This is a genomic window from Hwanghaeella sp. 1Z406 (genome assembly GCF_048892425.1).
GTDB lineage: Bacteria > Pseudomonadota > Alphaproteobacteria > UBA8366 > Aestuariispiraceae > Pacificispira.
The window spans coordinates 34,886-49,878 of sequence record NZ_JBLZHU010000008.1 but is presented as its reverse complement, the minus strand read 5'-3'; the positions used below and the strand labels follow the sequence as shown (position 1 = coordinate 49,878).

General features: G+C 54.3%; 16 protein-coding genes. 9 read left to right on the top strand and 7 right to left on the bottom strand.

Annotated features, from left to right (window positions below; all coding sequences use genetic code 11):
• Positions 1-85: 85 nt before the first annotated feature.
• The gene (gene dprA, locus ACOSDR_RS15565; protein ID WP_420723766.1) at positions 86-1,285 is read right to left on the bottom strand and encodes a DNA-processing protein DprA; all 1,200 of its coding nucleotides are present in this window, start codon (positions 1,283-1,285) and stop codon (positions 86-88) included.
• Positions 1,286-1,478: 193 nt separating this feature from the next.
• Here dprA and ACOSDR_RS15560 point away from each other — a divergent pair, with 193 nt between their 5' ends.
• Complete coding sequence (locus ACOSDR_RS15560; RefSeq protein WP_420723767.1) at positions 1,479-1,868, top strand: TerB family tellurite resistance protein; 390 nt, start codon at positions 1,479-1,481, stop codon at positions 1,866-1,868.
• A 34-nt stretch (positions 1,869-1,902) separates the two neighbouring features.
• Here ACOSDR_RS15560 and plsY read toward each other — a convergent pair whose 3' ends face one another.
• From plsY to ACOSDR_RS15545, 3 genes are read right to left on the bottom strand one after another with little or no spacing between them, the layout of a single operon-like run.
• On the bottom strand, positions 1,903-2,514 hold the full coding sequence (gene plsY, locus ACOSDR_RS15555; protein ID WP_420723768.1) for a glycerol-3-phosphate 1-O-acyltransferase PlsY: 612 nt from the start codon (positions 2,512-2,514) through the stop codon (positions 1,903-1,905).
• 12 nt (positions 2,515-2,526) lie between these two features.
• Complete coding sequence (pyrC, locus tag ACOSDR_RS15550; RefSeq protein WP_420723769.1) at positions 2,527-3,828, bottom strand: dihydroorotase; 1,302 nt, start codon at positions 3,826-3,828, stop codon at positions 2,527-2,529.
• On the bottom strand, positions 3,828-4,787 hold the full coding sequence (locus tag ACOSDR_RS15545) for an aspartate carbamoyltransferase catalytic subunit (protein WP_420723770.1): 960 nt from the start codon (positions 4,785-4,787) through the stop codon (positions 3,828-3,830). The genes pyrC and ACOSDR_RS15545 overlap by 1 nt, the downstream gene beginning before the upstream one ends.
• Positions 4,788-4,921: 134 nt before the next feature.
• Between ACOSDR_RS15545 and ACOSDR_RS15540 the strand changes: the two genes are divergently transcribed.
• The 4 genes from ACOSDR_RS15540 to ACOSDR_RS15525 all read left to right on the top strand — a co-directional run bounded on the left by ACOSDR_RS15540 (position 4,922) and on the right by ACOSDR_RS15525 (position 8,518).
• A complete protein-coding gene (locus tag ACOSDR_RS15540) occupies positions 4,922-6,640 on the top strand; it encodes a PAS domain-containing sensor histidine kinase (protein WP_420731836.1) in 1,719 nt (572 codons plus the stop codon).
• A 64-nt stretch (positions 6,641-6,704) separates the two neighbouring features.
• Complete coding sequence (locus tag ACOSDR_RS15535) at positions 6,705-7,664, top strand: zinc transporter ZntB (RefSeq protein WP_420723772.1); 960 nt, start codon at positions 6,705-6,707, stop codon at positions 7,662-7,664.
• A 5-nt stretch (positions 7,665-7,669) separates the two neighbouring features.
• Positions 7,670-8,170 carry a GNAT family N-acetyltransferase gene (locus ACOSDR_RS15530; protein WP_420723773.1) on the top strand — a complete coding sequence of 167 codons (501 nt, stop codon included), beginning with the start codon at positions 7,670-7,672 and terminating at the stop codon, positions 8,168-8,170.
• Between the two features lie 132 nt (positions 8,171-8,302).
• A complete protein-coding gene (locus ACOSDR_RS15525) occupies positions 8,303-8,518 on the top strand; it encodes a DUF2061 domain-containing protein (protein ID WP_420723774.1) in 216 nt (71 codons plus the stop codon).
• Positions 8,519-8,586: 68 nt separating this feature from the next.
• Here ACOSDR_RS15525 and ACOSDR_RS15520 read toward each other — a convergent pair whose 3' ends face one another.
• The gene (locus tag ACOSDR_RS15520; RefSeq protein ID WP_420723775.1) at positions 8,587-9,297 is read right to left on the bottom strand and encodes a hypothetical protein; all 711 of its coding nucleotides are present in this window, start codon (positions 9,295-9,297) and stop codon (positions 8,587-8,589) included.
• Between the two features lie 259 nt (positions 9,298-9,556).
• Between ACOSDR_RS15520 and argC the strand changes: the two genes are divergently transcribed.
• Genes argC through ACOSDR_RS15500 form a run of 4 tightly spaced genes read left to right on the top strand, consistent with a single transcriptional unit; the run spans position 9,557 to position 12,568 of the window.
• Positions 9,557-10,525 carry an N-acetyl-gamma-glutamyl-phosphate reductase gene (argC, locus tag ACOSDR_RS15515; protein ID WP_420723776.1) on the top strand — a complete coding sequence of 323 codons (969 nt, stop codon included), beginning with the start codon at positions 9,557-9,559 and terminating at the stop codon, positions 10,523-10,525.
• The gene (locus tag ACOSDR_RS15510; RefSeq protein ID WP_420723777.1) at positions 10,522-11,115 is read left to right on the top strand and encodes a nucleotidyltransferase family protein; all 594 of its coding nucleotides are present in this window, start codon (positions 10,522-10,524) and stop codon (positions 11,113-11,115) included. Before argC ends, ACOSDR_RS15510 begins: the two co-directional genes overlap by 4 nt.
• Positions 11,112-12,047 carry a glutamate racemase gene (gene murI / locus ACOSDR_RS15505; RefSeq protein ID WP_420731835.1) on the top strand — a complete coding sequence of 312 codons (936 nt, stop codon included), beginning with the start codon at positions 11,112-11,114 and terminating at the stop codon, positions 12,045-12,047. Before ACOSDR_RS15510 ends, murI begins: the two co-directional genes overlap by 4 nt.
• Positions 12,044-12,568 (top strand): gamma carbonic anhydrase family protein, encoded by a 525-nt coding sequence (locus tag ACOSDR_RS15500; RefSeq protein WP_420731834.1) that lies wholly within the window; start codon positions 12,044-12,046, stop codon positions 12,566-12,568. Before murI ends, ACOSDR_RS15500 begins: the two co-directional genes overlap by 4 nt.
• A 4-nt stretch (positions 12,569-12,572) precedes the next feature.
• Here the strand turns inward: ACOSDR_RS15500 and ACOSDR_RS15495 are convergent, their stop codons facing one another.
• A complete protein-coding gene (locus ACOSDR_RS15495) occupies positions 12,573-13,826 on the bottom strand; it encodes a M23 family metallopeptidase (protein WP_420731833.1) in 1,254 nt (417 codons plus the stop codon).
• A complete protein-coding gene (gene rnd, locus ACOSDR_RS15490) occupies positions 13,823-14,989 on the bottom strand; it encodes a ribonuclease D (protein WP_420731832.1) in 1,167 nt (388 codons plus the stop codon). The genes ACOSDR_RS15495 and rnd overlap by 4 nt, the downstream gene beginning before the upstream one ends.
• Positions 14,990-14,993: the final 4 nt, after the last annotated feature.

Sequence of the window (14,993 nt, the reverse complement as noted above, 5' to 3'; positions counted from 1 at the left end):
GTAAAAATTTCAGTAAAAATAGATATAAGTGATTTTAATTATTTGATTACAAAATCTATCAAATATGCAGAGTTCATCGGCCGGATTAAAAGAGGTCTGCTTGTTTCTGGAGAGAAGCTGGCTTTTTTGTAGGTTTTTCACTGTTGCTTTCGGTGCTTGACGGCTCTGGCGCAAGGCGTGAAATGCGGTTGCCGGGATGGCGTTCGGCCAGTCCCGCCAATTCCAGTTCCAGAATGACCATGGCGACCAGTGCGGGCGCTAGGTTCAAATCCGCAATCAAATCATCAATCGCCACAGAGGTCGGGGACAAAGCCTGATCCATCAAGGCGCGGGCGCGCAGCAGCTCTTCTTCTTTTGGCAGGGGGCCGCTGCCCGGCAGGAATTCAGGATTAGACGGCGCATCCAGTTGCGGGGCTGGCATATTATTCAAAATGCCGATCATTTCTTCTGGTGTTTCAATCAACGCGGCACCTTTCCGGATCAGGTCGTTCGCACCTCGTGCTCTAGGATCCAGGGGAGAGCCGGGAATGGCAAACACTTCGCGGCCCTGATCGGCGGCCAGCCGCGCCGTGATCAGCGATCCGGATCGTTGGGTTGCTTCCACGACCAGCACAGCCGATGCCATGCCTGATATGATGCGGTTGCGTCGTGGAAAGTGACGGGCCTGACCCACCGTGCCGACCGGCAATTCGGCAACGATGGCACCCTGATCCACGATCTGATGGTACAGGTCGGTGTTTTCCCGCGGATAGATAACATCAACACCCCCGGCGACTGCTGCAATTGTGCCACTGGACAGGCTGCCGAAATGCGCGGCGGCATCAATACCAGAGGCCAGGCCGGAGATGACGCAGTAGCCAGCTTCCCCCAATGCTTTTGAGAATTGCTGGGCCAGGCGCTTGCCATTTGTTGAGGCGTTTCTGGAGCCAACGATGCCGATACAGGGTTTGGTCAGAAGATGAAGGTGACCCAGGACGCTGAGCACAGGCGGCGCATCTTCGGTCGCTGCCAGTGCGGCAGGATAGTCTGGTTGACCCCAATGCACCATTTGGCCGCCAATTCTGGTCAGCGCGTCCAACTCGCTTTGTGCTTCTGCACGGCTGGCGATACGCAGGCGGCGCTTGCGGCCCCCCTTATTGGCGAGGGAAGGGATTGCCTCCAGGGCGTGGGCGGCGGAACCGAAGCGGATCAACAACTGGCGAAAGGTGATCGGGCCTACATTTTCGGATCGGATCAGGCGTAACCGATCCAAACGTTCGGACATATCCAGGGGGGCAGGCGTCATAGGAACCGTTCCGGGAAGCGAGAGTGTTTCATTTGGTATCAACCTTAAAGGGCGATGTCTGTTCCATAAAGCGAAATAATCAGACGGATTAACCGGATTTAACGGTACTATGGTTCTATGGAAGCCTTGACGTTTGCTATCGCAAAAGAGTGTTATGCTGTAACCAGGGATATTCGGGATTGGGGCAGACGCTATGACGACTCCGGGGAAAAACTCGACAGCGGCCTGTTTGTGGTTGCTTATGCTTGTACTGGATGCGGATGGAAAGCGGCGGGATATCGAATTTTCCGAAATTCAGGGCTGCTTGAATGATCTGGCACCTGCTTTGGCGGATGATCCCAAGGGACAACCCGAAGCCCTGATGGCCTCTTTAAATCAATACTATGTTGAAATCGACTCTGGCGGTATCGAGGGCATTCTGGATACCGTGCTGCATCAGATTGATGATATTGATCTGCGCCAAAAGGTCTATGTAACCTTGATGCGGGTCGCGATTTCTGACCGGGAACTGCACAGGCGAGAAGATACGTTGTTACGTCGCATTGGCCTGGCCTGGGGCTTAAAGTTCAATCCGTCCGCGTAGGAAAACTACAATAAGGTTATCGGCCAGATCGGGCTTACTTCTTCTGCCCGATTTTTGGTTCTTCGCCACGCAGTAAGCGTCGAATATTTGTGGAATGGCGCACCCATCCAACTACAGCCAGGAATGCAGCGGCGGCTTGAATCAGCGGGGCAGGGCCGTGCAACAGGGGCACCATCGTCCAGAATGGTGCAGAAGCCAGAGACAATAGCGCGGCAAGGGATGAATAGCGAAACACCGCCGCCACCACCAGCCAGGTACCACAGGCAGCCAACCCAACGGGCCAGCTCAGCGCGGTCAAGGTCCCCAGGCTTGTCGCCATGCCTTTCCCCCCTTTGAACTTCAGCCAGACAGGAAAGTTGTGACCCAGGACGGCCAAGGTTCCTGCCAGAACCGCTGCTAACGGAAGATCAGGCAGCAGGGCTCTTGCGACAAGGACAGCGATTGCCCCTTTACCGCTGTCTAAAACCAGCACCGCGAAAGCCAGGGGTTTGTTCCCGGTTCGCAAGACATTGGTCGCGCCAATATTGCCAGATCCGATTTTACGGATATCGCCCATGCCCGCCAATCGGGTCAGGACCAGACCAAATGGAATGCTGCCCAGCAAATAGCCGCCACAGGCTGCAAGGAATAGGGTTGGATCAAACATGTTCAGGACCTGTTAAAAGCCGTCGGCTGCGAAAAGGGGGCGACCATCAACGACCGTGCGCAGCACTTTACCCTGCACCGGGCGCCCGCCAAAGGCAGAGTTCTTCGATTTGCTGTGCATCTTGTCCTCGTCGATCTTCCAGGGCTTGTCCAGGTCGAAAAGCACCAGATCCGCGGGCGCACCCCGTTTCAGGCAGCCCCCGGTCAGCCCAAAGCGCTTCGCCGGATGGGTTGTGACCAGGGCCAAAGCCTCGATCAGTCCCAAATGGCTGTTGTGATACAGGCTTAATACCATCGGCAGCAGCGTTTCCAGGCCGATAACACCAAAGGCGGCCTCATCAAACGGCAGGCGCTTTGAATCCTGATCGTGGGGCGCATGGTCCGACGCGACAATATCGATCGTACCATCGGCCAGGCCCGCAATCACAGCCTGGCGATCTTCTTCGGATCGCAGAGGCGGAGAGACCTTCGCAAAAGTGCGATAGTCGCCAATCGCAAGCTCGTTTAGCGCAAAGTAATGGGGGGCGGTGTCGCAGGTGACATTCATGCCAGCCGCCTTTGCCTTGCGGATCGCCTCAATTGCCGCTGCTGTGGTCACATGGGCGAAATGCAAACGCCCGCCGGTTCCTTCCAGCAAGCGCAAGTCGCGTTCGATCATAATGACTTCCGCGACAGGCGGGATGCCCGACAGGCCCAGCTTGGACGCCAATTCGCCATTGTTCATCACCCCGGATCCGGCCAGTGATGGTTCTTCCGGGTGCTGGACAATCAAGGCGTCAAACGCTTTGCCATAGCTCATCGCGCGGCGCATGACCTTTGCATCCGCCAGCGCGCGCTCTCCATCTGTGAAGGCGACGGCACCGGCTTCCGACAGAAGCCCGATTTCGCTAATTTCACGGCCTTCAAGACCTTTGGTCAGCGCGCCATAGCAATAAATCTTGGTGCGTTTTAGTTCGCGTGATCGCCGGGCGACAAATTCCAGCACCGGCACATCATCAATAACCGGATTGGTATTTGGCAACTGCACCAGGGTCGTAATTCCGCCATGGGATGCTGCCAGGCTTGCGCTGGCCAGGGTTTCCTTATGCTCTTCTCCAGGCTCACGCAATTGCACGCGCACATCGATCAGGCCGGGTGCCAGGCATTTACCCTGACAGTCGATCACTTCATTAACGGATGGCGCGCCTGTGCGGAATAGATGCGCGCCGAAATCTGCGATCAGGCCGTCTTCAACCAACAGGGCGCCAGTCTGATCCAGCCCGGTTTCAGGGTCCAGCAATCGGGCATTCAGATAGGCGATGCGACCTTCCAACATCACGGTGCCCCTGTTTCTCTGAGCGGGCGCGTCAACAGATCCAGGCATGCCATGCGGATCGCAACACCCATTTCAACCTGATCCCGGATCAAGGACCGATCCAGATCATCCGCCAATTCGGAGTCGATTTCCACGCCGCGATTCATCGGGCCGGGATGCATGACCAGGGCGTCTGGCTTGGCAAAGGACAGCTTTTCACGGTCCAGACCAAAGAAGCGGAAATATTCCCGGACAGAGGGGACAAAGGCTCCCTGCATCCGCTCTAATTGTAGGCGCAGCATCATCACGATGTCGACATCTTGAAGGCCTTCGCGCATATCGGTGAAGACCTCAACGCCAAAGCGCTCCGCCTTGGCGGGCAACAGTGTCGGGGGGGCGATCAGGCGCACACGCGCACCCATCGTTTGTAATAGCTGGATGTTGGATCGCGCGACACGGCTGTGGGCAACGTCGCCGCAGATTGCGACGGTCAGGCCGCTGATTTTTCCAACACGCCGACGGATCGTCAGGGCGTCCAGCAGGGCCTGGGTCGGGTGTTCGTGACGTCCGTCCCCGGCATTGATGACCGCGCCGTCCACCTTTTCCGACAGCAACCGCACGGCCCCGGAATTTCCATGGCGCACGACCAGGACGTCTGGATGCATGGCGTTTAGGGTCATGGCTGTGTCGATCAGCGTTTCACCCTTTTTGATCGAGCTGGCCGCTACCGCCATGTTAATGACGTCGGCCCCCAGGCGCTTGGCCGCAGCTTCAAAAGACGTGCGGGTGCGGGTGGAATTTTCAAAGAAAAGATTGATGACCGTCAGACCACTTAACAGATCAGACGTTTTATGGACCCGCCGGGACTGTTCTACATAGCCGCCTGCTAGGTCCAGAATTGCCGTGATGTCGATAGGAGAAAGGCCTTCGATGCCAAGAAGATGGCGATGCGAAAAGGCTGTTTCCGGTGTCTGCTTCATCAGCGCAGGGTTATAAAGATTTATGACCGGTTGGCAAGCCTGTCGATGCGCAAAATTAAGGTTCTATTAACACAAATCTATTTATAGTGCACATTAAGAAGTTCCGTATTTAAATTTAAAGTTGTGAGGGGGTGATGGGTAACAAGGGGAACATCATTGGCATGATGGTGTGGTTGGCATTGTTGGCCAATACTTTCCTTTTTGGTTACCTTCTACATAAATTCTTGATTGAAAATGAGCATCCGAATTTAACCATAATTGTTCCTGGCTTATTGATTGTTTTGGTCATCACACTTTTGGTTCTGTTTTATCGACATAATTACATTGTGAAACTTCAGCTAAAGCGGGCTGAAGAGGCGGAAACTCGATCCCTTCATCTTCGCGCATTGTTCGATAATGCGCCTGTCGAGATGTATCTGAAGGATCTGGATGGTCGGTACATGCATATTAATGCCCAGTTTGAGAAGCTGTTTAATGTGAAGAACGAAAATGTCATCGGAGTGCTTCCTGACCAGGTTCACTATGAGGCTCTGGCAAAGAGCACCCGAGAACATGATCTGGAAGTTATTAATAGCGGTAAAGTTGTTGTGCGTGAGGCTTATTCCGAAACGGCACAGGGGCTTCGCTATCTGCAGACGATAAAATTTCCAATTTCGGGGCCAGATGGTCAAATGACCAGTATTGGGGCGGTTGTAACGGATGTGACGCCCATGCGTGAAATGACTGAATTGTTGAAGAATACCAATCGGCAAATGAACGCTATTCTTGAGAATGCCCCGGTTGGTATATTCCTGAAGGACGAAGAGGGCAATTTTACCCTTACCAATCCGGCCATATGCCAGTTTATCGGGGGTACGAAGGAACAGATTCTGGGGCGAAAAATTGAGGATCTGTATAATGGGGAGCAATTGCAGAAGTTTCAATCCACGGACCGGCAAGTATATTCAACAAAAATGCCGATATCCTACGAAAGCCGGACCATAGCCCCCGGGCAGATATTGGACGTCAAGATATACAAGTTTCCAATTTTTGATGAGCTTGGAGAGGTTGTCGGCCTTGGGGGCATTGAAGTCGATATTACCGACCATAAGCATTTCCAGCGGGAATTGTTGATCGCAAAAGAGCAGGCAGATCAAGCCAATCGGTCCAAATCTGATTTTCTGGCAAATATGAGCCATGAAATTCGCACCCCGTTGAATGCCATATTAGGGTTCTCTGAAATTTTAAGCTCAGAGGTCTTTGGCCCCATCGGGTCTGAAAGATACAAGGTCTATGCGCGCGACATATTTCAAAGTGGCAGCCATCTGTTGGATCTGATCAGCGATATCCTGGATCTGTCTAAAATTGAGGCCGGGCGTCTGGACCTGGCTGAGGACATCCTTGATCTGAAAGAGGTAATGGATGGCAGTTTGAATGTTGTTTCAAACTTAGCGGCCGAAAAAAATGTAAAACTGGCGGTTTCCTCAACAGTTAAGGCAGTGATTGCTGCGGACCGTCGCGCCGTTCATCAGGTTATGATCAACCTGCTGTCAAACGCCGTGAAATTCACACCTTCTAATGGGGAGGTGGTTGTGTCGGTGAAAGATCAGGCGGATGGGACCCTGACCATTCTGGTTCACGACACAGGCATCGGAATCCCGGATAAGGACCTGGAGGCTGTTTTTGAGGTTTTCACCCAGCTTAAACCCAGCAATACAAGCGATCAGTCCGGGTCTGGCATCGGCCTGGCGATTGTGAAGCAATTGTGTGATGCGATGGGATGGACCATAAAACTTAAGAGTGAGTTGGGTAAAGGGACACTGGTGTCATTGAATCTGCCCGCTTCTTCTGTAATCAAAACTAACAGTGCGTGACGCCTGACGTCAGGCGGGCAAAGCCCTCTCGACCTTTGGGAAGAATCCCGCATTACTGTCGGCTATGATAGAACCACTATTCATATGTGCATATCTTTTGGATGGCACGGGCAAGGCCACCTTGATTGATGCGGATCAGGCACAGCAAGCCTGGACGGATGCGGTCGATGGGCTGTGGGTCCATATCAATCGGGAAAACCCCCAGGCGCAACAGTGGCTGAGGGAGCAATCTGGCCTGGATTCGTTAATTGTTAAGTCCATTCTGGCCCCTGAAACGCGCCCGCGTTTCGATACTGTTCCAGGCGGGGTGCAGGTCAATCTGCGGGGTATCAATCTGAATGAAGGTGCACAGCCAGAGGATATGGTGTCCATTCGGTGTTATTGTGATGGCAAGCGGTTGATAACCGCCCGTTTGCCGCGCCTGCGCGCCGTGGATGATGTGCGCGCCAGCCTGGCAGAAGGGCACGGTCCCAAAACGCTGGGTCAGGTACTGACCGCGATTGGGGACCGGCTGACCTATCGCATCGGCGATCTGGTGCTGAAAATGGATGAGCAGGTCGATGATATGGAGGAGATGGAGGCTCCCAACGAATCGGAATTGGGCGATCTTCGGCGGCGTATCCTAGAGCTTCGACGCTATGTCGCGCCACAGCGAGAGGCCCTGACCCGCGCTTCTGCGCAGTTTGATGACACACTGGACGATCGCGCCCATGCCCAGTTTGGAGAGATCCGCGAGCGCACGGCCCGCCTGTTGGATGACCTGGAAGTCTTGCGCGACCGCACCCAATTCATTCGGGAAGAAATTGCGGATCGGCGGAATGATAAAATGAATCGGGCAATGTATTCCCTGTCCCTTGTCGCCGGACTGTTTCTGCCCCTGGGATTTATGACAGGGTTGCTGGGTATCAATGTTGGGGGCATGCCCGGTGTGGATGATCAATGGGCTTTTTGGATTGTCTGCGTCTTGATGGTTTTTCTGGGCATTGGTGTGTTTGCCCTATTCAAAACGAAACGGTGGTTGTGATTTGTATGAATGTCATTCTGCGGGATATTTCTGAGGACGATTCTGACTGGCTGCATGACTTGAACGAGGCATGTTTGCCAGCCGTTAATCAATTGAGTCAAAAGGATTTGTGGGCCCTGGTTCGTAAAACTGCTGTGACACGGGTTGCTGAACTGGATGGAAAGCCGGTTGGGGTTGCAATGACTTTGCCCCCCAGAGTTCCTCATACCAGCATGAATTACCTGTGGTTTGATCAACGGTTTGATGACTATTTGTATCTGGACCGCATTATGGTGGATGACCGGGCGCGCGGGGCAGGGATCGGCAAGGCACTCTATCAGGATGTCTTTCAATTTGCTGCGACTTTGCCTGGCATTCGCGCTGTGACATGTGAAGTGAACTTGCGCCCCTTTAATGCGGGGTCGTTGAAGTTTCACGCTGCCTTGGGATTTGTCACGGTCGGTGAACAGGAAACAGAGGGCGGTAAAAAGGCTGTCAGCCTGATGCGGCGCCCCGTCGGGTACTAAAATTCTGTAACACTGATCGGCGACAGATTTCTTGTTTGCAATCCAAAAATATTTTCTTGTTTCTCTCTTGATGCGAATGAGAATCATTCTTAATTATAGGAGACAGTAAACAGCAAATGATAGGGCAGTACGATGGCCAGACAGATCAAAAAGACAGCAAGTTACGCGGTGATGCACCTGACGGTCGCGATAACGGTTGCCTATATCCTGTCCGGTGACTGGCGCATTGCCTTGGGGATCGGGATCGTGGAACCGATGGTCCAGACCGTCGCCTATACCCTTCATGAGCGGTTCTGGGCACCCAAAGCAGGGGCAGAAAATACGGCTACAACCCCAGCGACTGCGTAGAGCAAAGCCTGAGCGAGCGCATGCGGGCGCATGAAAGTCTGAGTGAGCGCATGCGGGCGCATGATGCTCTAGGCTGCGTTCTTCAAATCCATATAGACGACAACGCAGACGATACAGCCATATGCCAGAAACAGCGCATCAACCGCTGTCAGAATAACCGAGCCGATTATGCCAAAGGACATTACCAGAAACAGCGTGATGCTGCTGACGACAAGGCTGATAATAAAGATTAGTGCGACCAGGGCGATGATCATGCCCCGCGCATCTGTCGTCAGCGCCATACTGCGCGTTAAGGATTTTATCACGCCAGAATTTTCAACCATCAGCACGGGCCCGGCAACAAACCAGACGGCCAGAATGATCAGGCCCGGAATAATCAGCAACATCATGCCAAAACTGACCGCAAACCCGGTGATCAGACCTAAAAGAATCAAAGGGACAGATTTTCGCAGCCCTTGTTTTATGCAGTCCCCAATGGTTGTCGGATCGCCCTGCAAATAGGCGACTGTGCCCACGGTTATCATGCCCAATGCCAACATGGATGGCGCAATCGTAGCCAGCATGAGGGAGGCATAGCTGCCAAACAGGCCACCTGGAGTCTGGGCCATGTCTGCGGGGCTCATCATGCCGATTTTCATCAGGTCATAGACCCCTAAAGTCATCATCAGCAGAAGGGTCACAATCTTCATGAGGAAGCTGATCATAAAAAAAGCAGCAAAATTATCTTTCAGAGTCGTCAAACTGCGGGTGATAATGCTGGAAATAGAAAGTTTCTGCATGCGATTGCGAATTCCTGTTCAGCCTTGGGGCAAGGTAAGGGACTAATTTGCTCACCCCCTATATAGGGGCCGGACTGTGGCCTGTCGCCCCCCCGTCCTGCAATAGAAATCGGGGGTGCTAAAAATATATCATTTTAAGACGGCAGGTCAGCTGTCGATCCAAAGGAAATGCATTGCAGTTGGCGCAATAGTCCTTATTTGCGAGAGGTGGCAAAGCCCTGTATCAAGGGCACCTTGTTGGGACAGAAGGACATTTGGAATGGCTGCGACGATTTTCATTGATGGCGAAGCGGGAACCACCGGTCTGCAAATTAAAAGCAGGATCGAAGGGCGCGAGGGTTTGGATTTTATCCGGCTGGAAGGCGACCGTCGTAAGGATCCCGCTGCCCGTCGCGAGGCATTGAATGCCGCAGATATCGTGATCCTGTGCTTGCCAGATGATGCAGCAAAGGAAGCCGTTCGTCTGATCGATAACCCAAACACACGGGTCATTGATGCCTCGTCTGCGCATCGGGTTGCGCCAGGCTGGGCCTATGGGTTTCCAGAATATGCCGCCAACAGCCGGTCAGATATCGCGTCCAGCACGCGGGTCACCAATCCCGGTTGTTATGCCATCACCTCTGTCGCGATGCTGCACCCTTTGGTTCAGGCGGGTCTGGTGCCAGCCGATTGGCCTGTCACGATTAATGCGGTGTCAGGGTATAGCGGCGGTGGTAAACAATTGATTGCAGCCTTTGAGGATCCCGCATCGCCTGACCATACCGATGAAGCCTTTCGGGTCTATGGCTTGGGGCTTGCCCACAAACATGTACCGGAAATTCAAACCTGGGGCGGCCTGATGCATCGGCCGCTTTTCGTTCCCAGCGTTGGTCGCTTCGTGCAGGGAATGCTGGTTCAGATACCTCTGCAATTGTGGGCGCTGCCTGATAAACCCAGTGTTGAGGAAATCCACGCCGCCCTGGAGACCCATTATGCGGGCCAGACCTATGTGACCGTCGCGCCGTTGTCAGACAGCCTTTCTGCAACAAAGCTGGACCCTGAAGCGTTGAACGGCACCAATCAATTGCGCCTGCATGTGGTTGGTAATGCAATGGAAGGGCAGGCCGTCGTCATCGGCCAGTTGGATAACCTGGGCAAGGGTGCATCCGGTCAGGCGGTGCAGAATCTGAATATCATGCTGGGCCTGCCTGAGGGTGAAGGCCTGGACCGCACCGCGCGGATTGAATGACCCCGCTGGAACAGGGCCCCTTGGCCGACCAATTGACCGCGGCATTGCACGCCGATGAAACCCGAATGCGGCGCCTGGAAATCTGTCGCGCGGTTCTGGGGGCGGATGCCTGGATCGGGGCGGGGTTCCTGCGCAATCTGATCTGGGATCGTGACTTCGGCGATGGGGGTGTTGTGCCCCTGCAGGACGATATTGATGTGCTGTATTTCGACCCCGCCGACCTGTCGCAAGACAGCGAAGCAGCCTTTGAAAATCGATTAAACACAGAAGAGCCCGGTGCCTTATGGCAAGTGCGCAATCAGGCGCGCATGCATCTGAAACATGGCGACCGACCTTATCGTGATATTAAGGATGCGATATCTTTCTGGCTGGAAACCGCGACGGCAATTGCTGTTCGATTGCACAAAGTGAATGCTGTTCAGGATCGAATCGAGATTATCTCAGCCTATGGATTGCAGGACCTGTTTGCTGGTTTCTTGCGCCCGACGGCACCGGATCGCGTGGACCGGTTCTTGCAGCGGGTTCAGCAAAAGCACTGGCAAGGCAGGTGGCCTGGCATCAGGGTTTTGGCTGAGGAGCCGCATGAATGATTGGCGTGTTTGATTCTGGTCATGGTGGGTTAACCGTGTTGCGGGCATTGGCCGCATCGCTGCCAGAGGAACGGTTCGTGTATCTGGGCGATCATGCTTATGCGCCTTATGGCATGCGATCCGATACGGAAATTTATCAACTGACGCGGCGGCGCGTGAAGGACCTGATCGATCGCGGCTGCGGGTTGGTCATCATTGCCTGCAACACGGCCTCAGCCATCGCATTGCGCAGGCTTCAGCAGGAATGGCTGCCGGGCTATGCGCCGACATGTCGGATCCTGGGGGTCTTTGTGCCAATGGTGGAGGCACTGACGGACCAGAGCTGGTATGTGCAGGGACCTTCGCCTTATGCGCCCAAGCAACAGGCAAAAACCATCGGCATATTTGCGACCCGGCGCACGGTGGAAAGCAAGGCCTATCCAGAGGAAGTGAAACGCAGGCTTCGTTCCGTTTCTGTTATTCAACAGGCCTGTCCACGGCTGGTGGAGGCGATTGAGGAAGGGCTGAGTGACGACCTGATCACACGCGGGGTTGCCCGCTATTGCGAACAGCTTTTGGCGAAAGCGGGGCGATCAAAGCTTGATCTGGTCGTATTGGGGTGCACGCATTTCCCGCTGATCGAACAGGATTTCAGGGCGGCCTTGCCGGCGGAGGTCAAAATTATGGACCAGCCCAGCGTTGTCACCGCCAGCCTGATATCCTATCTGGATAGGCATCCCGAATACCGACGTGCACCCACAGAATTGCCGGGGGTGGATTTTCTGACCAGCGGCGATCCGACCCGTGTGCGTGATATTGCCCAACGGTTCTATGGTGCACTGACACCGTTTAAACATCTCAGCGGCATTGCAGCAGATGAGCCGATGTCTGCAACCGACCAAGAAGAGCCCAAATTGGAGGGCCCGAATACAGATGAAAGCGAAACGGTATGAGCGATGATATCCTGCCCTTTGGCGGCGTGATGCCAGTACTGGGAGAAAATGTCTTTGTTGCGCCCGGCGCCAAAGTCATCGGGGACGTCCATATCGGGGCACAGTCCAGCATATGGTATGGCTGTATCCTGCGGGGTGATGTCAACGAAATTCGCATCGGGGCCCGCACGAATATTCAGGACGGCACCGTGATCCATGTGTCTTCAAAGGGGCAGGGGACCTATATCGGCGATGATATTGCCGTTGGTCATATGGCGCTGTTGCATGCCTGTACGCTGGAAGACCGCGCCTTCGTTGGGATGAAGGCGGTGATTATGGATGGCGCGGTGGTTGAAACCGGTGGCATGGTTGCTGCGGGTGCCCTGATCACGCCTGGAAAGCGCGTGAAAACCGGGGAATTGTGGACGGGGTGGCCTGCGAAATACGCCCGCCCGTTGACCGACAAAGACCGGGAAATGATGACCTGGACGCAATCCCATTATGTCGGGCTGGCGCAGAATCATAAAGCCAGCCTGACATAAAGGCTTACTGGACCTCGACAGTATCTGTCAGTGAAATGATCTGCAAATCCGTGTCGCTGGCATCTTTACGGAAATATCGGAAAGTGCCGGTATAGGTTCCAGGCATCAGAGGCTCCGCCAGATCCTGCTTTCCAATCGCCAGCAGCTTGGACATGCTGAATTCCTCAAACCGTCGTCCGGATCGCACAAATTGATTGCCCGCCGGATCGGTGATTTCCGCAACAAACCCGTCACCGGGCTGAATTCCGGCAAGATAGACATGGAATACCAGGGCGGTGGATGTGGTGGGGATGGGGTCGGCATTGAACAGTGCATAGTCGACCGCAGCCCGGTTCAGAATCTGATCGGCAAAGCCGGTGCGCATTACCAATGTGCGTGGATAGGTCAGCAGGGATGCAACGTCGTCCTGCCACAATGACGTGCCACTAATGCCGCATCCTTCATGACGCGCGGCGCTTGTGAACGGATCGATAAACAGGCCGTCTTTCATAACCTCAAAATGGACATGGGGAAATTCAGTCAGTCCCGACATGCCAACCGTACCCAGAACTTGCCCACGCACGACCTCGTCGCCTGGTACGACTGTGATAGAGCCGCGCTGCATATGGGCATAAGAGGTTACATAGCCATTGCCATGGTCAATGGCGACAAAATTGCCCCGACCCCGTTTGGTGACAGCGGCGCGGCCGAACAGTTTGAAATTCGCATCGGGCATACCATCGCGAATTCTTGTGACCGTTCCGGCGGCGGCGGCAAGCACTTGAGTGCCACTTTCCAACTGAACGTAATCGTACAGGCGAAAGTCGGTACCACGATGTTCATCATAGGTCATCGGGCCGCATGTATAGTCGCGTGGCTCAGTCACAGAGCCAGCATTCACGAAGCTTAAAATATAGCAATCCCGCCCAATTTCACAGTCGATGGGCAGGCTCAGCCGAAATGGACCATCTTCTTGCGTGGCCTGCAAATCCGGCAGGGGCGGCGGTAATGACGTGTCATCCGTGCTGTTTGTATTGGAATCGGTTGCAGGTTGGGGGGGAACAGATTCCGCTACGTCACTGGGTAGAGGGGGTATGGGATCTGTAGCCGATTGTTCCGTCTGCTGTGTTGCACCATCCGTCGTGGTTTCTGTGGAGGTTGAGATATCCGTGATATCCATCGACGTGCCTGAGCCGCCAATATCGAGAAATCGTGCGGCAAACCCGAGCCCGACCAGAATGGCAACAACGAAAACTACTCCCAGAATGCGCCTGATCATGGCTCCCTCCGAATGACATCAATGCCATTTTTACCGCCGGTCAATGCAATGACGCCACTTTTCAAGGCCAGGGCGTCCTTCCCGAATAATTCTTTGCGCCACCCCTTCAGGGCGGGCACATCCGCATTATCATAGGCCGCGATCTGTTCCAGATCATCGCCATTTGCGACCAGCCGGGTCGCGACACCTGCGGTTTCACAGTTGCGTTTCAGCAATACCTTAAGCAAATCTGTCATAGGACCCAAGCCCTGTGGCAGACGTTCCTGCTTTTCTGGGACCGGTAGTTGATCCTTTGGAATGGCTTGCGCGGCTGCCACTGCATCCAGCAATCCCTTACCCAGCTTACCTTCGGCAAAACCCCGGTTGAGGCCCCGAATGCGGGACAGGTCATCCAGAGATTTTGGCGCGCTGCCCGCAACATCCAATAAGGAATCATCCTTGATGATGCGATTGCGCGGCAGGTCGCGTTCTTGCGCTTCCCGTTCCCGCCAGGCGGCAACCTCCCGCACGATCTGAAGAAATCTTGGCTTGCCACCGCGCACTTTGACCCGTTTCCAGGCATCTTCCGGCGCATTGCGATAGGTATCAGGATTGGACAGGATAGACATTTCCTCTTCAACCCATTGCTCACGATTGGTTTCTTTCAGTCGCTTGGACAGGCTGAGATAGATATCGCGCAGATGTGTGACATCTGTCAGGGCATAGGTCAGTTGTCGATCCGTTAGCGGTCGGTTCGCCCAATCAGTGAAGCGGGAGGATTTGTCCAACTCGCCGGAACAGATCTGCTTTACCAACGCCTCATACCCGATCTGATCACCATAGCCGCACACCATGGCTGCGACCTGGCTGTCAAACAGAGGGGCAGGGACCTCCCCCATCAAATTATAAAATATTTCAAGGTCCTGACGGGCCGCATGAAAGATTTTCAACGTCCTTTTGTCACGCATCAGGTCGAAGAGCGGGGTCATATCCAGGTCTGGCGCAAGCGGATCGATCGCGCGTTCTGTGCCAGGGTCTGGGGATGATATCTGGATCAAACACAGCTTGGGCCAATAGGTCTTGTCACGCATAAATTCCGTATCAACGGTGACCCAGGGGGCACCGGCGAGCGTGCGGCAATGCGCTGCCAAGGCATCGGATGTGGTAATAAGTTTATCGGTCATGACC